Below are 19,303 nucleotides of genomic sequence, written 5' to 3' on the forward strand. Positions count from 1 at the left end.
CGACATGGCATCGGACACCGCGACCGACCTCAGGGTCGAGAGAAAACCCAAATTGTCGGAGACAGTGGTCACGACGATCCGCAAGCAGTTGCAGGCGGGTGAGATCCTGCCCGGCCATAAATTACCGACCGAAGGCCAACTGACCGAAACCTTCGGCGTCAGCCGCACCGTCATCCGCGAGGCGCTGGCCAAGCTTGCCGCCGACGGGCTGGTCGAACCGCGCCAGGGCGCCGGCGTCTTCGTCACAGAGCACATCTCGACAATGTTCGGCGCGCTTGCCGCCGACATGGGCAGCAAGGATTCGATCGCGCTCAACGTGCTCGAAGTGCGGCTGGCGATCGAGATTGAATCGGCCGGGATCGCCGCCGTCCGCCGCAATGCCGCGCAGGAGGCGGCGATCCAGGAAGCCTTCTTCGAATTCGAGCGGCTGCTGCTTGCCAGCGAGCCGACCGGTCCGGCCGACCTCGCCTTCCATCGCGCGATCGCCAGCGCCACCAACAACCCATTCTATGTCGAGATGCTCGACGTGCTCGGCCGGCGCGCCATCCCGTGCGACGTGACTTCGCCCTGGTCGACCGAATTGGCGCAATCCGATAGCTACCAGCGCGGACTGCAGCGCGAGCACCTGGTGATCCTCAACGCCATTACCTCTGGCGATGCCGAGGCCGCGCGAGAGGCGATGCGCGCGCACCTCACCGCCAGCCAGCAGCGTTACCGCGAACGCCTGCATGCGCGTCAGGCTTTTTATTCCAGTTCGGTCAAGGCCGCCGCCGGCGAATGACCCATCTCAAGTCAGGATTGAAATGAACCAGAGCCACACCGACTATACATCCCGCTTTGCCATCGACCCGGTCGCCGCCGCGGCGATGGGAACCGATGAGCTGCGCCACAACTTTCACATTGACGGCCTGTTCCAGCCCGGCCGCATCAGCCTGACCTACACACATTACGACCGCATGATCGTCGGCGGCGCCGTGCCGACGGACGCCGCGCTTCAACTGGAAACGATCAAGCCGACCGGCACCAAGAACTTTCTCGACCGTCGCGAGCTGATCGCCGTCAACATCGCCGGTGCAGGCGTCATCAAGGCCGGCGGCCAGTCCTTCGAATTGCAGGCGCGCGACATGCTCTATCTCGGCATGGGCATCGCTGATGTGTCGTTCGCGTCGGCCGATGCAGATGCGCCGGCCAAATTCTATCTGCTCAGCGCGCCGGCGCATCAGGCCTGGCCCAGCCGGCTGATCCGCATCGGCGACGCCAAGCGCCTCGATCTCGGCAGCAAGGACACCTGCAACGAGCGTTCGATCTTCCAGTTCATCCATGCCGACGGCGTGAAGACCTGCCAGCTGGTGGTCGGCATGACTCAGCTGGCGCCGGGCTCGGTGTGGAACACCATGCCGTGCCATGTGCATGACCGGCGCATGGAGGCCTATCTCTATTTCGACCTGGCGGAGACGGCACGCGTCTTCCACTTCATGGGCGAGCCGGACGAGACGCGCCATATCGTCATGGGCAACGAGGAAGCGGTGCTGTCGCCGGGCTGGTCGATCCATTCGGGCGCCGGCACTTCCAATTATGCTTTCATCTGGGCGATGGCCGGCGACAATGTCGACTATACCGATGTCGACCCGGTGGCGTTGAGCGATCTGCGGTGAGCGACCCCTTCAGCCTTGCCGGAAAACGTTTCCTGGTCACCGGCGCCAACACCGGCATCGGCCAGGGCATCGCCGTATCGATCGTACGCGCCGGGGGCGCGGTGGTCGGCGTCGGCCGCTCGTCGATGGACGATACGGCAGACAAGGTCGCCGCGCTGGGAGGGCAATTCGAGGCGGTCAGCGCCGACCTTGCCGACATTTCGGCCGCCGGCCCGTTGCACGACCGGATCTGGGACGAAAGCGGTCCGCTCGACGGGTTGGTCAACAATGCCGGCATCATCCGCCGCGCCGATGCCGTCGATCTCGGCGAGGCCGATTGGGACGACGTCATGGACGTCAATCTGAAAACGGTTTTTTTGCTCTGCCAAAGCTTTGCAAGGCGTGCCTTGGCCGCTGAGCGGAAAGGCAAGATCGTCAACATTGCCTCCGTGCTGAGTTTCCAGGGTGGCATCCGCGTTGCGTCCTACACTGCCTCGAAGCACGGTGTGCTCGGCATCACGCGTCTGCTCGCCTGCGAATGGGCGCAAAAAGGCATCAACGTCAACGCCATCGCGCCGGGCTATATCGAGACCAACAACACGCAGGCGCTGCGCGCCGATCCCGACCGCAGCGCCGCCATCCTGGCGCGTATCCCGGCCGGCCGCTGGGGCGAGGCGGGCGACATTGGCGACGCCGCCGTCTTCCTGCTGGCGCCGGCATCGGACTATATGCATGGAGCGGTGGTGCCGGTGGATGGCGGCTGGCTGGCGCGCTAGCGAGGTTCATCGTTTAGCGGAAACGCTGAACCGCGCTATCTCATTGTTTTAACGCAATTCCGGACGGAAAACCGTTTCACACTTTTCCTGGAATTGCTCTGAGGAGACAACGATGACCGCAAAGATTTTCGCGCAAGCCGGCGAGGGCGCCTGGACGAAGACGCCGGACGGCAACAGGCGGCGCGTCCTCCTGCACACCGACGAGTTGATGCTGGTCGAATTCGGCTTCGACAAGGGTGGCGTCGGCGCCCTGCATTCGCACCCGCATGTCCAGGCAAGCTATGTCGCCGAAGGCCGCTTCGAGGTGACCATCGACGGTAGGACCGAAACCATCGAGACCGGCGGCAGCTTCATTGTGCCGTCCGGTCTGGTGCACGGCGTCAAGGCGCTGGAAGCAGGGCGGCTGGTCGACAGCTTCACGCCGCACCGGGCCGATTTCCTCGGCTAGCCAAGGGTAAGAGATCGAGCGGGAATGACCCGCACCCCGAAAGAGGCGCGGGTCTGTTGCCTGGGCGCTTGTGGCGCCGCGGTACTCAAGACATCACCGCAGGATGAGGACCCTGCCGCACCGTGGTGAAGATAGTCTTAATGCGCCGGCGCTGCATGGCACGACGAACCGGAGGCTGCGCTCGCTCGATCAGGTGATGTGACGCAGGAGGCTGAAGAGCCGCTCGAACGTCTTGCCGTAGGGCGGGCGCAACAAGGCTCCGGCGCTCAGCCGCGACTGTGCGAAAACCGGCTTCTCCTTGCTGAACGTCCGAAATCCCCACTCGCCGTGATAGGCGCCCATGCCGCTGGCGCCGACCCCGCCGAAAGGCTGGTTTTCCTGTACCAGATGCAGCATGCAGTCGTTGATGGTGACACCGCCGGCAATAGTCTCGTGCAGGATGCGTTGACGATTGCCGCTGTCGCGGCCGAACCAGTAGAGCGCCAGCGGTCGGGCTGCCCCGTTCACATGCGCGATCGCTTCGTCGATCCCGGTGTATTCTACGATGGGCAGCACCGGCCCAAAAATCTCCTCGCGCATCAGCCGCAGGTTTGCGCCGGCGTTGCGGACCAGGGTCGGCAGCAGCTTCCGGCTTTTGCCACCCAGCTCTTCGCCGGCCGGGTTGATTTCGGTGACATCGGCGCCGGCGTCACGCGCTTCAGTGATCATGTCGCGCAGGCGCTGGTGGTGCCGGTCGCTGATGATGGCGGTATAATCGGGGTTGTCGCGCAAGGTCGGGTAGAGCTTCGCGATCACCGTTGCGAGCTTGACAGCGACCGTGCCTGCCTGTCCCTTCGGCACCAGCAGATAATCCGGCGCGATGCAGGTCTGCCCGGCATTCAAGAGCTTGCCATAGGCAATGCTGGATACCGCCGCGTCAAGATCGCAGGACGGATCGAAGATTGCCGGCGACTTGCCGCCGAGTTCGAGCGTGACCGGGGTCAGATTGGCGGCCGCGGCGATCGCGACCTGGCGTCCGACCGCGGTCGAGCCGGTGAACAGCAAATGATCGAAAGGCATCGACACGAAGGCCTTTCCCATCTCGGCATCGCCGGTGATGACGCTGAGCTCATCGGGTGCGAAATGCTCGGCAACGAGTTTGGCCAGCAGCACTGAGAATGCCGGCGTCAATTCGGAAGGTTTTATAAGCACGCGATTGCCGGCCGCGAGTGCCGCCGTGACCGGCGCGACAGCGAGTTGGAAAGGATAATTCCAGGGCGACACGATGCCGACGACGCCGAGCGGCTGCGGGACGAGGCGATTTCGGCCGGGCAGGAACGGCATGGTGGTGACAACGCGGCGTTCGCGCATCCAGCCCCTGACATGCGACAGCGCGTGGCGGATGCCGGCGCGCACGACGAACAGTTCCGCAAGGCGCGTCTCATGCGCGGAACGGCCGCCGAAGTCGGTGTCGATGGCGGTGCAGATGTCGGCTTCATGCCGCTCGGTCAGCGCCAGCAGGCGTTTCAGGCGATCCTTGCGGATGCCAAAGTTGGGGAAAGGCTGCGCCTCGAAGGCGGCGCGCTGCAGGTGGAACCGCTCGCCGAGAACATCCTGTCTGGTCTGCAGCATCGCATCCTCCCTGGCTAGCGGAGCCGAGCTTACATTGCTGGGTGAAGGAATCCAGCGAGGTAAAGGTGTTGCAAGGGAAGGCGCAGGCTGCAGGCGACCTGTTCCTGTTGTGGCACGATGACAGCTGCGCTAAGGCATGGTGCCCATGCAGAGAGTCGTTTTGACCGATTTCCCATCCTCTCCCATCCAGGAATTCCAGTCCGGTGTCTGCCTGATGCTGATATCGGCGACGAGTATCTTGGCCATGGACCCCAAGCGGCGCGTTTCGTGCCGGGCGGCCCTGCGGAATTGCGGATGAAGGGCGCTCACAGGCTTGAGGCTGCGTTTGGAGCGGCTGCGCGAAGGGTTGTGCGGGAGTTTCTGCGGTTCGTGCCGCTGTCTCTGAAACAGCGCATGCAAAAACGCACATACGCACGCGCGGCGCCCGCCAACAGAATTTTCATTTCGGGTTGCGCGCGCAGCGGCACGACGCTGACACAGCGGCTGATGAGGTGTTTCGAGGACATTTTCGTCCATCCGCCCGAAGCGCGATACACAATGCTGGACATGTTGGACCGGCCGGAATCGAACCTCGTCGTCAAGCGCGATGCGCGCGGTTTTGCGCATCTGGCGAAGCTCCCTCCCTCCATCGGCTTGATCTATTGCGTGCGCCATCCGTTCGACACGCTGACAAGTTCGCATCCGCAAACACGCAACGAGCGTCGGTTCCACGTCACGCCGCATCGCTGGCTGGCCGAATACGACGCGCTGACCCGGCTGAAGAAGGCACAACCGCACCGGCAGATACTCTTTGTCCGCTACGAAGACATGATCGGCGCGCCCGATGCGCAGCAGGACAGAATCGCGCAATCGTTCGGACTGACACCGCGCATTCGTTTCAGCGAGGATCCGAACAATCCGATCCGGGTGGCTTCGTTGAGAAAATGGGAACGGAATGAAGAATTCAGGACCTATCTCGGCGGTCTGCCCCCGGCATTTCTCGTCGGCGTCCGGCGTTTCTGCGCCGAGTTCGGCTATGACATGCCAATAAGCACGCCGACCGTGGACGCGCGGTAATGCGGGCACCGGCGGCCGTCGCGACAGAAGAGCGAGATCCCAAGCGGCGCGTGCTGAAGGACGTGTTCGGCTTCGATGATTTTCGCCCCGGCCAGGCCGATGTCATGGACGCGCTGCTGGCCGGGCGGCATGTCCTGGCCGTCATGCCGACGGGTGCGGGCAAATCGCTCTGCTACCAGGTCCCGGCACTTGTCCTGGGCGGGCTCACCATTGTCGTTTCGCCGTTGGTGGCGCTGATGCAGGATCAGGTCGCCGCCTTGCGGCTTGCCGGCGTGGCTGCCGATACGATCAATTCCTCGATCGACCGCGATGCCAATATCGCCGCATGGCGTCGCGTCGCCTCGGGCCAGACGCGCCTGCTCTATCTCGCGCCGGAGCGGCTGATGACCGAGCGGATGCTCGAGGCGCTGGCCAGGCTCGATGTCAGCCTGATCGCCGTCGACGAGGCGCATTGCATCTCGCAATGGGGGCCGGCGTTCCGGCGCGAATACGAGGACCTGTCGCGGCTGCGCGGCATCTTCCCCAACGTGCCGATCATCGCGCTGACGGCAACGGCGGACGAAGGCACGCGCACCGATATCGAAGCCCGGCTATTTGCCGAGCGCGTCGAGACCCTGGTGCTGGGCTTCGACCGGCCGAACATCAAGCTTGCCATCGAGGCCAAGCAGGACAGCAAGCGGCAATTGCTGCGCTTCGTCGAGCGCCATCCCGGCCGCAGCGGCATCGTCTACTGCCTGTCGCGCAAGAAGACGGAGGAGATGGCGGCCTTCCTCGAGAAGAACGGCGTCACCGCGCTCGCTTATCATGCCGGCATGAGCAAGGAGGCGCGCGACGCCAACCAGAACAGCTTCATGACCCTGTCCGGCGTCGTCATGGTGGCGACCATCGCCTTCGGCATGGGCATCGACAAGCCTGACGTCGCCTATGTCTTCCACACCGACATGCCGGGCAGCCTGGAGGCCTACTACCAGGAGATCGGCCGCGCCGGCCGCGATGGGCGGGACGCCGAGGCACATATGCTGTTCGGCCTTGGCGATATCCGCATGCGCCGGATGTTCATCGACGACGAGGATGCGCCGGCCGAGCACAAGAGGCGCTCACATGGCCGGCTCGACACGCTGATCGGCTATTGCGAGACGGCGCAGTGCCGTCGCCAGGTGCTGCTCGGCTATTTCGGCGAAGAAGCGCAGCCTTGCGGCAATTGCGACACCTGCCTCGACCAGGCGCCGCGCGCCGATGGCGGAGCGGAGGCGCGGATAATCCTGGCAGCCATCGCCCAGAGTGGCGAACGCTTCGGTGCCGGCCATGTCATCGACATCCTGCTCGGCCATGAAACCGAGAAGGTGCTTGCCAGGAACCACCAGAGGCTCACGAGTTTCGGCAGCGGTCTGGCGCACAAGAAGGATTTCTGGCTGTCGCTGATCCGGCAGCTCGTCGCCGGCGGGTTTCTGATGTCGGATCCGGCCGGTCATGGCGGCCTCGCCATCGCCGAAAAGGGCCATGCGCTTGGCCGTGGCGAGATGCCGTTCCATTATCGTGTCGAGGTGCGCAGCCGCGCCTTGCGCGGCAAGACGCGCTCCGGGCAGGATTTCGGGCAATCGGATGTGGACACCGGGCTGCTGGCCGCGCTGAAGACCTTGCGACTGCGGCTCGCCAAGGAGCGTCAGGTGCCGGCCTATGTGGTGTTTTCCGATCGCACCCTGATCGACATGGCTGAGCGCCGCCCGCACGACCTCGACGCCTTCGCTGAAGTGAATGGGGTTGGGGCGGCAAAGCTGAAGGAGTTCGGCCAGGTTTTTCTGAGTGCGATTGCCGAGCATCAATCCGATGGCTCGGCCTGAGGTCAGATCAACGACTGGTCACGCGCTCTGAAGCATAGGGATCTTCGGAGAAGGCATCCGTTCCGAGAGCTTCTGTTCCGTCGCCGCCCATTCCTACATCGCCTATGCCGCCCTTGGACGTCTCGTTTCCGCAGTGGGTCTTGCTGCGCGCGCCGGAAGCCGACGGTCTGGCCGGACCTTGTTGCGGGATCGTGAGATTGGGCGGGGTCGGCGCAAGGTCGAGGGCCTCGCGGATGAAGTTGCGCAGCGAAACGAGATCGTACGTGTGCGCGGGATGCCCAGCCACCATCTCCCGGATGGCGTGTCGACCAGCCGGACCTGCTCTTCGGTGCCAAGCAGGAGGATGTCTGACAGGCATGCCCGGGTGATGGTTCTCAGTCGCGGCCCAGAAGCTTGCTGCTGGCCAACCAGAAAGGCGGCAGGCAGAGCGGGATGGCGGATAGCAGCAGGATATCCTCCTTCACCGTGACGCCGATCCGTTCGGTGACGAACCGCCGGCGTGCCTCGAACCGCTGCGAAAGTGCTGGATGACGGCGCGCGATTTCGGCACGCAGGCCGGCATCGGCGAAGGTCACCGCATCCTCGGAGTTGAGCGTCCATCCATCGGGCATCGGCACGGGTATGATGTCGACCTGGAATGGCATGCCGGAGACGATGCGTTCGGTCGAACCGGGACGAATCGGCGAGTTCATCCACTCGTCGAGGCCGACGAGATGACCCGGATTTAGGGCCGGGCGCAGCTTGCCTTCCGCCAGCGTCGAGATCACGGCCTCATGGATCGCACCGCCCTCGGCGCCAATGCCGGCCGCCTCGTACCAGGCGATCAGACCGCGGAAATAGGCTTTGGCCACCTCCAGAAACGTGTCGTCATGTTCTGCGATCAGGCCGGCTCGGGCTGTCAGTCCGCCCCAGTAGCCGACCGCCGTGGTGGCGCCGTCGCCGCGCTTCGGCACGCGAGCCGTGGGACTGCGCAGGCCTATCACCGGGCCGGATGCATCGTTGGTTGCGAACATCGGATGACAGTTCATCGGCTCGCCGGCATAACCCATGCGCGAGGCCGCCGTCAGCTCGGTGTCGCCGAGCGTGAAGCCGCTCAGGATACGCCACACCGCCATCGAAGAGCGGGCGGCACCCCATTCGGCCTCGGCGATCTGGTCGGCATCGACGACAGCGCGCAGCCCATTCGTCTGGTGCATCAGCACCGGCGTTGCATCGGTGATCGAAGACGCGGACACGATCGAAGCGATTGCATCGACGATAAAGGCCGGCACCACGAAGGTCGGACGCTGCGCGGCCCATTCTTCCTTCTCGAGATATTTCCAGCCCACCAGGCCGACACTGTCGCCCGACGCGATGCCGGCCTCGCGCAGTACGGCCACGAGGTCCGGCTTCTGCGTGCGGTCCTGCGCCATCAGGCTCAGGGACTGCGCCAGCATGGTGACGATGCCGGGCAGTCCGGCGATAGGCGTGTAGCCGAGATTCTCGTTGCCGGTGACGACGATGCGCTGGCCCGATTTGCCGAGCAGCAGGATTGCCTCCTCGAAACGCGGCTCGAATCCGGTCAGGAAGGCGATGTTGGCGGCATGCTCGCGATCGGCATAGACGGCAAGCCAGTCCGTGCCGGCGCGCTCTAGCGCCTTGGCGCAACGTGCCGCATAGGTCGTGGCCGGAATGGCGGGACGCTCGACAGGGATGCCGAAATCGGGAATGTCGACGGTGCGAAGGCTGATGGTCATCATGTCTCTCAATCTGTCAGGAAAGGCGGGCTGTCAGGAAAGGCGGGCTGTCAGGGAAGGCGGGCTGTCGGGGAATACGGATTTCGGCTGAGGCCGATCGTCAGTCGGATGCGCCGGCGAATTATTCATCGGCAAGAAAGCCGATGCTGGAGGGCAGAACGCTGCAGGTGACCTTGTCGCCGGCAGCGATGTCGCGAGCCGCCGCCGATGATGCCATGACCAGGATTTCCCAGCCGTCCGGGGTGGATACTGTCACGCGCTCGGACGAGCCGACGAAGGAAACGTCGGCGACGACAGCGCGAAAGGCGATGGCTCCAGGCCGCGGCTCGCCGATGGCGACGTCTTCCGGCCGCATCCAGACCGTGAGCACCGATCGGCCATGCCGCGACGCATCATAGCCCCCGGGCATCGGCGCCCGGCCCCCGAACAGCTCGATCCCGCCATCGACGGCGCGTGCCGAAACGATGTTGTTGCCGCCCAGGAAGCCGGCGACGAAGCGCGAGGCGGGAGCGCGGTATATGTCGCGTGGGGTGCCGACCTGGACGATTGCGCCATTATGGAAGACGGCTATGCGGTCCGACATGGCATAGGCTTCCTCCTGGTCGTGAGTAACGTAGACGAAGGTCACGCCGGTTTGCCGATGCAGCCGTTTGAGCTCGCGTTGCATGGTGTCGCGCAATGTGCGGTCGAGCGCCGACAACGGTTCGTCGAGCAGCAGTATCTTCGGCCCGAAGGCCAGCGCACGGCCGATCGCCACGCGCTGCTGCTGGCCGCCCGACAGTTCGCGCGGCTTGCGCGCTGCCAACCTGTCGAGACCGACGAGGTTCAGGACCTCCTCCACCCTCGCGGCGATCCTGGCCTTGTCCCATTTGCGGACCCGCAAAGGGAAGGCGATGTTGTCGGCGACGTTCAGGTGGGGAAACAGCGCATAGCCCTGAAAGACCAGTCCGAAATTCCGGTCCTCCGGATCGACGCGCGTGATATCGGCGCCATCCAGCAGGATGGCGCCTTCGTCCGGCTTGGTGAACCCGGCGACCGACATCAGCAGCGTGGTCTTGCCCGACCCCGAAGGGCCGAGCAAGGTTACGAACTCCCCCGCCTCGATCGACAGGTCGATCCCGTCGAGCGCGACGGCGGAACCGTACGTCTTGCGAAGGTTTCGGACGTCGAGAAAGGACATTCAGATCGGATCCCTGGCGAGCGGACCCGTCGAGCAATGAATGCCGCCCCCGTTCAGTTCAATGCATTCATAGTCCAGCGTCAGGATCTCGATGCCGGCGGCGTCGAGCCGATCGGCCAGACGTGGTGTACGGGTGGCGTGCATGACGACCCGGCCGGGCGCGATCGCCAGGCAGTTCAGCGAGAAGGCGTTGTCTTCCGGCGGCAGCTCGATCAGCTTCATGCCACGCTTGTTCAGATACTCGATGAAGACATAGGGCAGCTCGTTGATGTTGATGATCGCCGTCTCCTTGTCGATCATCATGAAGCTGCCGTCGATGTGGATGCGATAGCCGGGCATCGGCACCTTGATCAGCTCGACGCCGAGGCTGTTGAGGATCATCTCGACCTGCCGCACGCCCTCGGCATTGCAGGCGACGGAGACGGAGCAGACGGCCGTCTTGTCGTCGAGGAGCGCGAAGCCGCCGCCTTCGAACACCGCCTCGCCATGCAGTGTGCCGAGGATCGGGCAGCCGGCCCTGGCGAGCGCCTGGGTGACCATCAGTTCTTCGCCGCGGCGTGCCCTGCGGGCAAGGCGGGTGACGATCGCGCCCCCCTTCACGCCGATGACGCTGTCGCGGCAGAAGGTCGACTTGAGCGCGCCGGGCGCGGCCTTTTCGGTGAGGATGACGTCGACGCCCTGCGACCGCAACAGCTCGGTGAAAGCGTCATGGGCGGCCTGCATGGCCGCAAGATCCGGCGGCGTCTTGCCCATGAAGTACCAGCCCTTTTCCGGATCGCCGAAGCCGCCGATCTCGGGCATAGGCTTGTTCTTGTCGACGACATTGATCTCCTCGCCCGGCCGGTGCATCAGCACGGCGCGCAGCTTGCCGACATCGTTGGTGCAACCCCAGGGCCGGCCCCAGACGCGGGTCTGCTCTTCCGGGTCGTGGAAAGCCGGGGTCGGGACGGAGCCGAAGGTCTGAAAGAACTTGGCCTCGCGGTATTCGTGCTCGCTCATTGCGGCGCTGTGGGCAGTCATGTCTTCGATTTCCTTTCTGAAACAAGCGAAGCTGTTGAAGGCCGTGTCATGATCGGCGCTGGGCAATCCGGTCCCAAACGGTCATGCGCAGTATGAGGCCGACGATGGTGACCGCCAGCATGACGGTAGCGATCGCGGCCAGCGCGGGGTCGACGGCATCTGCGATGCTCGTCCAGATCTTGCGTGGCAGGGTGACGATGCCTCGGCTGGTGATGAACAGCGTCACCGTGATCTCGTCCCAGGAGACGATGAAGGCGAGGACCGCCCCTGCGACCGTGCCCGGCACGATATTGGGCAAGATGACGTGGCCGAAGATCGTCGCCGGGCGTGCGCCGAGCGAGCGGGCCGCCTGCACCAGCCTCGGATCAAGGTTTGAAAGCGATGCGCCTATCGCCAGCACGGCGAGCGGCATTGCAAGGATCACGTGGACGATCGTGACGCCAAGCCATGTGTCGAGCAGGCCCAGCTTCGACCACAGGCGCACCATGCCGACCGCATAGATGATCGGCGGTACAATCAGCGGTGAAAGCAGAATAACGCGCAGGATCGACGGCCAGCGTCCGACATAGACCCAGGCGCCTATGGCGAAGGCCACCGAAACGGCCGTCGCTATGACGCTCGAGGCCACGGCGATGCCGAGGCTCGTGAGTATGCTCGCCAACCAACCCGCGCGCCAATTGGCCAGCGCCGCGAAATGGTCGAACGAAATGCCGTTGTTGGGCAGCGACAGGTAGTCCCGATCGGTCAACGCCACCGGAATGACCACGAGCACCGGAACGAACAGGAAGGCGAGCAGCAGCCAGGCCAAAAGCTTGGGCAGCGCGCGTTCGAGCAGACGGCAGCTGCGTGGCGTCATTTGCGGCCACCTTCGAAGGCGGCACGCAACGCCGGGCTGCGCATGGCCAGCGCGACAAGGATGCCGACGACCAGCAGGAGCATGGTCGACAGCGCCGTCGCCACGCCCCAGCGCAGCGTCGAGGATATCTGTACGGAAATGTATTCGGCGACCATCAGCACCCTGCCGGCGCCCAGGATCGCCGGGGTGACGAGGAAGCCGAGCGAGAAGATGACGATGAACAGGCCGGCGATCGCCAGGCCGGGCATGCTGAGCGGCACCCAGACACGAAAGAAGATGGTGACCGGGCGCGCGCCAAGCGATCGTGCCGCCTGGATGATCCTGAGGTCGATCTCCGACAGGTTCGCGTAGAGCAGCATGATGGCGAAGGGCATCATGTAATGCACCATGCCGACGATGACGCCGAACTGGTTGTAGACCAGTTCGAGAGGCTCGCGGACGGCTCCGCTGCCCACCAGAGCCGAGTTGAGCACGCCGTTGCGGCGCAGGATGGTGATCCAAGCAAAGGCGCGCACCAGCACCGATATCCAGAACGGCACCATGACCATGAACAGCGCAACCCGTCGCGTCGCCGGCGGCATATGGACCAGCGCGAAGGCAACCGCATAGCTCATGACGATCGTGAGCACGGTCGTGACCGCCGAGACGAAGACGGTCGTGCGCACGACGCGGCCGATCGCGGCGTTCTGAAACAGAGCCACATAATTGCCGAAGCCGAGGGTCGGCTCGGTGAAACTGAGCGCCAGCACCTGAAGGATGGGCAGCACGTAGAGACACAGGGTCAAAAGCGCAGCCGGCACCGTCAGGCAGAAGGCCCAACGCTGGAATGACGTCATGATCTTTCGAACCACCACCGGCCGATGGCCGGTGGTGGTCTCCGATGGTTAGCGTGAGATGAAGTCGAGGAACTTGTTCTGCAGCTCGGCCTCGTTGTCGGCATAGTATTGCGCCGAGATCGCCAGACCTGTCTTGGCGTTCTCGGGGGCCAGCGAATAGACCGCCTTGTCCTCGTCGGTCATCAGCGCCAGCGCCTTCGGGTTCGACGGGCCATTGCCCATGACGCGCAACAGCGTCACCTGGCCTTCCGGGTCCATCGACGAATTGATGAAGTCGAAGACCTTCTTGCCGGCGGGATTGCCCTTCGGCACCGACCAGGCGCTGGCAAACATCAGGTTCTGGTTCCAGGTCCAGGTGTAGTCCGGGTTTTCCTTGCGCAGCAGGTTGGCGCGCGTATGCCAGATATTGCCCATGACCACCTCTCCGTCGCGGAAGAGCTGCTGGCTCTGCGCGCCCGACTCCCAGAAAATCAGATTGGGCAGCAACGGTTCGAGCTTCTTGAAGGCGCGGTCGACGTCGAGCGGGTACATCTCTTCCGGCTTGACGCCATCGGCGAGCAGCACGGCTTCGAGCTGCCCCTGGATCCACTTGCACATGGTGCGCTTGCCGGGAAACTTCTCGAGGTCGAAGAAGTCGTTCCAGCTTGAAGGAGCGGTGGCGCCGACCTTCTTGGCGTCATAGGCCAGCACGTTGGAGTAGGTGTAGTTGCAGATGCCGAACTCGGCCGCGAGGCCTTCGCCGACAAGGGACTTGTCGACGATGGAATAGTCGATCGGCACGACATAGCCGCCCTTGCCGAGCACGACGGCGTCCGTCATGCCGCCATCCGTGGCATCCCAGGTGACATTCTTGGAATCGACCATGGCGCGGATCGCACCGGTCGCCGGGCCGGTGCCGTCGATGACGACTTCAATGCCTGACTTGGCCTTGAACGGCTCGCCATAGGCCTTCTGAAAGGCTTCGAGGGCAGCCCCGCCCCAGTTGCAGACGACGATTTCCGACGCCTCGGCGGAGGCTCGCCCGGGCTTGAACGCGACTGCCATGCCGAGCCCGGCCATAGCGGTCATGAATCTTCGGCGATCGATCTTCCCAGTTTTGAATTTATCAAGCGCAATCAACGCTGCGTCTTGACCAAAGCGATTTATGGACATGTGTGTTCCCCTTTCACGTCCGCGGAAGCGGCTAACTTTCTTGCTCTTCCTCCCTGGCCGACACCGGGAGCCCATCGGGGCTTCCAGCGCCGGTATGCACTATCGAACGTCCTGACGGACGGCCGTGTGGCGGCGCCACCGAACTGCGTATGACGAGTTCGACGCCGACCCGTTCGGTCACCGTTTCGGATTTCCTGCCGGCGATGAAATCGAGCAGCATTTTGACGCCGCGCGTGCCGAACTCGGCTGCCGACTGACGCACGGTGGTCAGCGCCGGCGCGAGCAGATCCGCATTGTGGATATCGTCGAAGCTGACGAGCGAAATATCGTCCGGAATGCGGATTCCGGCCTGCCGAGCGGCCCGGATTGCGCCAGTGGCCAGCATGTCGCCGAACGTGAAGATCGCGGTAGGCGGCTCGTTCTGTTCCAGAAGGTCGAGAAACGCGATCGAGGCCGGCGCCTCCTCATATTCGCAGAACCTCAGCAGTGCGGGATCGGCGTGAAGACCGACCTCCGCCAGCGCCCGCGTGAAGCCGTCGAGACGTTCGGTGGTGCTGAGAAGTCCCCTCGGCCCCGCGATAGCGGCGATGCGGGTATGGCCACACGATATCAGGTGGCGTGTCGCCAGGAGGCCGCCATGGACGTTATCGGCGAACAGGCGCGGCGCCTTCGCGCCCGGCACGTCCTCGTCGAGGAGCACGATTTTTCCGGTCTCGTTGATCCGCCGCAAAAGCCGCCCGTCATCATGGTGGTTGGTGAGAAGCAGGATGCCGTCGACCTGTCGGTCATCGATGCGCGACAGGAAAGAGACTTCCTTCTCCACCAGGTTCCGGCTGTTGAACATCAGCAGATTGTAGCCATGCCTGGCGGCCTCGGCCTCCGACGCGCTGGCGATCTCGGCGAACAGCGGATAGGCGATGTCGGCGGTGATGAGGCCGAGTGTCTCGCTCTTGCCGCTGCTGAGCCTGCGGGCGATCGCGTTGGGATGATAGCCGAGGCGCTCAGCCGCCTGCCGGATGCGGCTCGCCGTCGGCTCCGGCAGGCTGATCTGCCCGTTGAGATGGCGGGAAACGGACGTGACGGACACCCCGGCTGCCCGGGCGACGTCGCGAATGGTGATTTTCGATCTTCCCGACAAGCGGCCCCACTCCCGCGAGATATGTGCGGATAAACGCTTCAGTAAACCGGTTTCATAGACGGTCCAAAAAAAATCGCGCGCGCTTTCCGCAACCGAACAGGAGCGAATGCCGGCGGCGATCATGACAGGTCTCCGGTTCGGAAGAATTCCTGATGTTCGCGCTTCAAGCCCAGCTGATCAAAGTCCACATTTCGGATGTGCGCCGCCATGAGCCGTGCGGCCTCGTCCATATTGCCGGCCCGGACCTCGTCGAAAATGGCACGGTGCTCGGCGATGATCGAACGGATATGATCCGGCTTCATGCCGATCAGGAACTGAACGCGCATCATGTCGGCCGAAACGTGCTGACACGCAGTCCAGGCCCGAGCATGCCCGAAAGCACCAAGCAGGCCTGCATGGAAGTCCATGTCGGCGCGGTGCAGGGCGCCCCTGTCGTCGCCCTGGACGAGGCGCTCCTGTGCCCGAAGCAATAGCTCGACCTCGTCCAGCAAGCCCGCATCGGGTCTGATGCCGCTGTTGGCGATGACCGCACTTTCAAGCGTGGAGCGGATGAACACCGCCTCACGGACACGCGCCATGTCGATCAGCGAGACACGGGTGCCGGTTTGGGGTGAAATTTCGATCAGGCCTTCGTCGAAAAGCCGCGTGAAAGCCTCATGCACCGGGGTGCGGCTGATGCCGAGCGACTGGGCGACGTCTGTTTCCGAAAAACTGGCACCGGGCGCGACACGTGCGGTGATGATCGCCTCACGCAACTCGACATAGGCCTTCGACGAGATCCTGTTTCGACGCTCGTTCTGATCCGCAAGGAGTGAGGTGCTCAGGTTCAGCATGGCGGTATGCTGGCATTCAGGCTCATTTCGAGTCAAGCATATTCTTTGTGCAACTGCGAAATTCGGCTCAATTTTCGGTCAGTCTTGCTTCGATCATGCTCGGACCGTGCCGGGCAGGCTGCGGCCTTGTTCGAGTGCCGTCGCTACGGCGGCGATGGATGCCGCTGCGCCCTGTGGCGTCGGCAGGCCGGCACGATGAGGCGTCAGCCGAATTCGTTCGTGCCGCCAGAACCAGTGCTCGGGCGGCAAAGGTTCGACGGCAAAGACGTCCAGCCATGCAGCGCCGAGCCAACCCCGGTCGAGCGCGGCGTGCAGCGCCTCTTCATCGAGGTGATCGCCGCGGCCGAGATTGACGACATAAGCGCCGGCTGCGAGGCGGGAAAACAGCCGGTCCGACAATATGCCCTTCGTTTCGGGGCTGGAGGGCAGGAGATTGACCACGACATCGGCATCGTCGACGCAGGCGCCGAGCCCATCATCGCCGAATAGACAGGCGACGCCGTCGATCCGGCGGGGCGTTCTCGACCAGGCGGACACCGGGAAGCCGGCTGCCGACAGCCCTTGCGCGACATGCAGGCCGAGCGGACCCAGTCCAAGGACAGCCGCCCGCAGCGATCCGCGTGTCCGGTTCCGACGATCAGCCGGGCGCCACAGGCGGGCATGCTGGTCTGCCCTAACGGCTGTATCGTCATGCAGGCGTGCGAAGGCCGCATGCATCGCATAGTCCAGCAGTTGCTCGGCCTGGCCTTGATCCTGCAGGCGCACGATCGGGAGATCGGCCGGGACGCGGGGATCATGGAGGAGCTGATCCGTTCCCGCGCCAAAACAGAAGAGGGCACGCAGCGAGCGCGGCAACTCGACCATCTCCTCGGGCAGATGCCAGGCAACCAGAAGATCGTATTCGGCGCCGTCCGCCAGGTCAGGCCAGCGGACGAAGTCCGCCGAGGGGAGCGCGGTGCGCAGCGCGCGCTCGAAAATGTCGCTGTAGGCAAGCGGATCGGCGATGACGATCCGCACGGATCAATGCCTGTCGATGGGCATTCCGGCAAGCCGGCGCAGCGCCAGCCATTCCAGTTCCGCGGCGCCGTCCGGATCCGCCTCATACTGCCTGGCGGTGCGCTCGCACACCTCCTTGCTGGGCAGGTGGATGGGCCGCCCGCTGGCCAACGCGGAAAGCTGGATGCGGCACGCCTGCTCGAGGTTGTACATCAGGGCGAAAGCCTCCCCGACCGATCGCCCGACGGTCAACAGGCCATGGTTTCTCAGGATCATGGCACGATTGGCGCCGAGATCGGCGACCAGGCGCTCCTGCTCGCCCGGGTCGAGCGCGATGCCCTCGAACTCATGATATCCAACCTGCCCATAGAAGAGCAGCGACGTCTGGTTGAGCGGCAGAAGTCCCTCCTCCAGGCAACTGACCGCAACCCCCGCGGCGGTATGCGTATGCATGACGCAGACCGCATCCGGGCGCGCCGCGTGGACCGCCGTGTGAATGACGATGCCCGCCGTGTTGATCGGCACCTGCTGGCCGCGCATCTGCCGGCCATGGTGATCGATCACCGCCAGCGATTCCGGCGTCACTTCCCGAAAGAGATCGCCGTAGCGGTTGATCAGCAGGAGTTCCGGTTCCTCGGGCAGGCGCGCGGATATGTGCGTGTGGATGATGTCGTCCATCCCGAACCGGGCGATCAGCCGATAAGCCGCCGCCAGATCCTCGCGAATGGCCATTTCGGCGGTCGACATCATCGCGGATCGTCCTTCCTGTTGATGACGGCCGAATACTTGAATTCCTGTATGCAGTCAATCAACCGGGGGGATCGGCAGTTGACCCACGCGGCCGATCCGCGGCCGCCACGCCACGGGCGGCCGGTCGCCTCGGGCCGTCAAAGCGGCTCTTCGGCAGCACCAGATCGCCAACCGTGTAGGTGTGAAACTCGCTGGGCGCGACGGCGTCGAGCCTGCCGAATTGCCGGCGCCTGTCCACCGCAAGCGTCGCAGGCGACCCGCCGGGCGTCAGTCGCGCGATATGGATAGTCCCGTGAGAAGCGGAGCGTAGGCGGCGAGCCTGCGGGATACGAACTCCGTGAAGAGCCGCACGCGCTTGGTCTTGCGTGTCTCCCCCTGGGTGAGAAGCCAGAGCGTTCCGTACATGTGCAGGTCAGTGCCTGGCACCCTCACCAGCAGGGGGTCGGCATCTCCGACGAAGCACGGCAGTGTCGTGATCCCGAGACCTTGCCGTACGGCAACGATCTGCGCCTCGGCGTCCGTGGTCCTGAATGGAACCCCCGTGATGCGAACTTCACCCGCGCCGGCCCACTCTGGAATTCCATGAACGCTTATGACGATCCACCGGATGGGATCAGGCGCGCCCGCCCGCCACGCGGCCAGGCGATCGCGGGACATGTAGACGCCGCCGAACACCTCCGGTCCCTTCAGGCCGTGAAGATTGAGCGGCAGGGTTTTGCGGTCGTAGACGACGCGGATCGCCACGTCGGCCTCTCGGTTGGTCAGATTTGCCAGTTCGCCGGACGACAGGATTTCCATCTCGATGTCGCGATGCAGACTCGCGAAATCGGCGAAGTCCGGCATGAGCAGGTGTGTCGCGAGGGGGGGTGCCAGCGTCACCCGCAGAAGCCCGCGCACGCTCTGGTCGCGCCCGAAGACGCGCGTCTCCAGCTGGTGAGACGACGCTTCCATCTGGTTCGCGAGCTCGAGGACCTCCTCGCCCGCAGCCATCAGGCGGTAGCCCGAAGGCAGCTTTTCGAACATTTGCGCCCCGAGGCGTTCCTCAAGCTGTGCGATGCGTCGCAGCACGGTCGAGTGATTCACCCCGAGCTGCGCGCCGGCAGCCCGCACCGAGCCTCCGCGTGCGACGGCTAGAAAGTAGCGAATGTCATCCCAGTCGATCATGGTGCAATCCGGCACCGCGCGGTGCGCCTTCCAAAGCCCGTATCTAGCACATCCTACAGCGGTAGGGGCGGGACATCATAGCTTATGTCGACAGGGGCGGCGCAATTCCGAATGGCGGACACGGATCGTCGCGGCGGGCGTCAGCCCTGAAAGCGGATCGATTTTGCACCACCGATGTGCGCGCTTCCGCACTCACCACCTGACCCCGACGGGCCCATCTAGAGGTCCTCGGGGCGTACCCCGAACGAGCAAAGACAGAAGCTGGAAGGATTGAGT

Annotated in this window: 18 protein-coding genes; 6 read left to right on the forward strand and 12 right to left on the reverse strand. The window is 64.1% G+C overall.

The window, feature by feature from the left end:
- Window positions 1-4: 4 nt before the first annotated feature.
- The 4 genes from NKJ67_RS06385 to NKJ67_RS06400 all read left to right on the forward strand — a co-directional run bounded on the left by NKJ67_RS06385 (window position 5) and on the right by NKJ67_RS06400 (window position 2,858).
- A complete protein-coding gene (locus NKJ67_RS06385; protein ID WP_352580845.1) occupies window positions 5-781 on the forward strand; it encodes a FadR/GntR family transcriptional regulator in 777 nt (258 codons plus the stop codon).
- Between the two features lie 22 nt (window positions 782-803).
- Window positions 804-1,655 carry a 5-dehydro-4-deoxy-D-glucuronate isomerase gene (kduI, locus tag NKJ67_RS06390; protein WP_352580846.1) on the forward strand — a complete coding sequence of 284 codons (852 nt, stop codon included), beginning with the start codon at window positions 804-806 and terminating at the stop codon, window positions 1,653-1,655.
- Window positions 1,652-2,410, forward strand: coding sequence for a 2-dehydro-3-deoxy-D-gluconate 5-dehydrogenase KduD (kduD, locus tag NKJ67_RS06395; RefSeq protein ID WP_352580847.1), 759 nt, complete (start codon window positions 1,652-1,654; stop codon window positions 2,408-2,410). Before kduI ends, kduD begins: the two co-directional genes overlap by 4 nt.
- Before the next feature lie 112 nt (window positions 2,411-2,522).
- A complete protein-coding gene (locus NKJ67_RS06400; RefSeq protein ID WP_127270498.1) occupies window positions 2,523-2,858 on the forward strand; it encodes a cupin domain-containing protein in 336 nt (111 codons plus the stop codon).
- Between the two features lie 189 nt (window positions 2,859-3,047).
- On the opposite strand, the gene NKJ67_RS06405 is transcribed toward NKJ67_RS06400, so the two are convergent.
- Window positions 3,048-4,469, reverse strand: coding sequence for a coniferyl aldehyde dehydrogenase (locus NKJ67_RS06405; RefSeq protein ID WP_352580848.1), 1,422 nt, complete (start codon window positions 4,467-4,469; stop codon window positions 3,048-3,050).
- Between the two features lie 393 nt (window positions 4,470-4,862).
- Between NKJ67_RS06405 and NKJ67_RS06410 the strand changes: the two genes are divergently transcribed.
- Together NKJ67_RS06410 and recQ are read left to right on the forward strand one after the other, a co-directional pair.
- Window positions 4,863-5,525, forward strand: a complete 663-nt coding sequence (locus NKJ67_RS06410) for a sulfotransferase family protein (RefSeq protein ID WP_245456759.1) — start codon at window positions 4,863-4,865, stop codon at window positions 5,523-5,525.
- On the forward strand, window positions 5,525-7,366 hold the full coding sequence (gene recQ, locus NKJ67_RS06415) for a DNA helicase RecQ (protein ID WP_352580849.1): 1,842 nt from the start codon (window positions 5,525-5,527) through the stop codon (window positions 7,364-7,366). The genes NKJ67_RS06410 and recQ overlap by 1 nt, the downstream gene beginning before the upstream one ends.
- 374 nt (window positions 7,367-7,740) lie before the next feature.
- Here the strand turns inward: recQ and NKJ67_RS06420 are convergent, their stop codons facing one another.
- From NKJ67_RS06420 to NKJ67_RS06470, 11 genes are all read right to left on the reverse strand, one after another.
- The gene (locus NKJ67_RS06420) at window positions 7,741-9,102 is read right to left on the reverse strand and encodes a M24 family metallopeptidase (RefSeq protein WP_256748037.1); all 1,362 of its coding nucleotides are present in this window, start codon (window positions 9,100-9,102) and stop codon (window positions 7,741-7,743) included.
- A 121-nt stretch (window positions 9,103-9,223) separates the two neighbouring features.
- Window positions 9,224-10,282 (reverse strand): ABC transporter ATP-binding protein, encoded by a 1,059-nt coding sequence (locus NKJ67_RS06425; protein WP_352580850.1) that lies wholly within the window; start codon window positions 10,280-10,282, stop codon window positions 9,224-9,226.
- Window positions 10,283-11,302, reverse strand: a complete 1,020-nt coding sequence (locus NKJ67_RS06430) for a dimethylarginine dimethylaminohydrolase family protein (RefSeq protein ID WP_256748034.1) — start codon at window positions 11,300-11,302, stop codon at window positions 10,283-10,285.
- A gap of 46 nt (window positions 11,303-11,348) precedes the next feature.
- Window positions 11,349-12,158 (reverse strand): ABC transporter permease, encoded by an 810-nt coding sequence (locus NKJ67_RS06435; protein ID WP_352580851.1) that lies wholly within the window; start codon window positions 12,156-12,158, stop codon window positions 11,349-11,351.
- Window positions 12,155-12,994, reverse strand: a complete 840-nt coding sequence (locus tag NKJ67_RS06440; protein ID WP_352580852.1) for an ABC transporter permease — start codon at window positions 12,992-12,994, stop codon at window positions 12,155-12,157. Before NKJ67_RS06440 ends, NKJ67_RS06435 begins: the two co-directional genes overlap by 4 nt.
- A 48-nt stretch (window positions 12,995-13,042) precedes the next feature.
- Window positions 13,043-14,062 (reverse strand): ABC transporter substrate-binding protein, encoded by a 1,020-nt coding sequence (locus NKJ67_RS06445; RefSeq protein WP_256748031.1) that lies wholly within the window; start codon window positions 14,060-14,062, stop codon window positions 13,043-13,045.
- A 115-nt stretch (window positions 14,063-14,177) separates the two neighbouring features.
- Complete coding sequence (locus tag NKJ67_RS06450; RefSeq protein WP_352580853.1) at window positions 14,178-15,284, reverse strand: LacI family DNA-binding transcriptional regulator; 1,107 nt, start codon at window positions 15,282-15,284, stop codon at window positions 14,178-14,180.
- Window positions 15,285-15,403: 119 nt separating this feature from the next.
- On the reverse strand, window positions 15,404-16,117 hold the full coding sequence (locus tag NKJ67_RS06455) for a GntR family transcriptional regulator (RefSeq protein WP_352580854.1): 714 nt from the start codon (window positions 16,115-16,117) through the stop codon (window positions 15,404-15,406).
- Window positions 16,118-16,210: 93 nt separating this feature from the next.
- Window positions 16,211-17,134, reverse strand: a complete 924-nt coding sequence (locus tag NKJ67_RS06460; RefSeq protein ID WP_352580855.1) for an NAD(P)-dependent oxidoreductase — start codon at window positions 17,132-17,134, stop codon at window positions 16,211-16,213.
- A 3-nt stretch (window positions 17,135-17,137) separates the two neighbouring features.
- The gene (locus NKJ67_RS06465; RefSeq protein ID WP_502905184.1) at window positions 17,138-17,917 is read right to left on the reverse strand and encodes a class II aldolase/adducin family protein; all 780 of its coding nucleotides are present in this window, start codon (window positions 17,915-17,917) and stop codon (window positions 17,138-17,140) included.
- A gap of 213 nt (window positions 17,918-18,130) precedes the next feature.
- The gene (locus NKJ67_RS06470; RefSeq protein ID WP_352580856.1) at window positions 18,131-19,027 is read right to left on the reverse strand and encodes a LysR family transcriptional regulator; all 897 of its coding nucleotides are present in this window, start codon (window positions 19,025-19,027) and stop codon (window positions 18,131-18,133) included.
- Between the last annotated feature and the right edge of the window lie 276 nt (window positions 19,028-19,303).

The organism is Mesorhizobium sp. M0088, from assembly GCF_040322895.1.
Lineage (GTDB): Bacteria > Pseudomonadota > Alphaproteobacteria > Rhizobiales > Rhizobiaceae > Mesorhizobium.

What these genes read in the sequence shown, in the direction of transcription:
- kduI (WP_352580846.1), top strand. Translation starts at nt 804, where the DNA reads ATGAACCAGAGCCACACCGACTATACATCCCGCTTTGCCATCGACCCG.
- NKJ67_RS06435 (WP_352580851.1), bottom strand. Translation starts at nt 12,158, where the DNA reads ATGACGCCACGCAGCTGCCGTCTGCTCGAACGCGCGCTGCCCAAGCTT.
- NKJ67_RS06405 (WP_352580848.1), bottom strand. Translation starts at nt 4,469, where the DNA reads ATGCTGCAGACCAGACAGGATGTTCTCGGCGAGCGGTTCCACCTGCAG.
- NKJ67_RS06410 (WP_245456759.1), top strand. Translation starts at nt 4,863, where the DNA reads ATGCAAAAACGCACATACGCACGCGCGGCGCCCGCCAACAGAATTTTC.
- NKJ67_RS06430 (WP_256748034.1), bottom strand. Translation starts at nt 11,302, where the DNA reads ATGACTGCCCACAGCGCCGCAATGAGCGAGCACGAATACCGCGAGGCC.
- NKJ67_RS06455 (WP_352580854.1), bottom strand. Translation starts at nt 16,117, where the DNA reads ATGCTGAACCTGAGCACCTCACTCCTTGCGGATCAGAACGAGCGTCGA.
- NKJ67_RS06400 (WP_127270498.1), top strand. Translation starts at nt 2,523, where the DNA reads ATGACCGCAAAGATTTTCGCGCAAGCCGGCGAGGGCGCCTGGACGAAG.
- NKJ67_RS06470 (WP_352580856.1), bottom strand. Translation starts at nt 19,027, where the DNA reads ATGATCGACTGGGATGACATTCGCTACTTTCTAGCCGTCGCACGCGGA.
- NKJ67_RS06385 (WP_352580845.1), top strand. Translation starts at nt 5, where the DNA reads ATGGCATCGGACACCGCGACCGACCTCAGGGTCGAGAGAAAACCCAAA.
- NKJ67_RS06420 (WP_256748037.1), bottom strand. Translation starts at nt 9,102, where the DNA reads ATGACCATCAGCCTTCGCACCGTCGACATTCCCGATTTCGGCATCCCT.
- NKJ67_RS06440 (WP_352580852.1), bottom strand. Translation starts at nt 12,994, where the DNA reads ATGACGTCATTCCAGCGTTGGGCCTTCTGCCTGACGGTGCCGGCTGCG.
- NKJ67_RS06425 (WP_352580850.1), bottom strand. Translation starts at nt 10,282, where the DNA reads ATGTCCTTTCTCGACGTCCGAAACCTTCGCAAGACGTACGGTTCCGCC.
- NKJ67_RS06445 (WP_256748031.1), bottom strand. Translation starts at nt 14,062, where the DNA reads ATGACCGCTATGGCCGGGCTCGGCATGGCAGTCGCGTTCAAGCCCGGG.
- recQ (WP_352580849.1), top strand. Translation starts at nt 5,525, where the DNA reads ATGCGGGCACCGGCGGCCGTCGCGACAGAAGAGCGAGATCCCAAGCGG.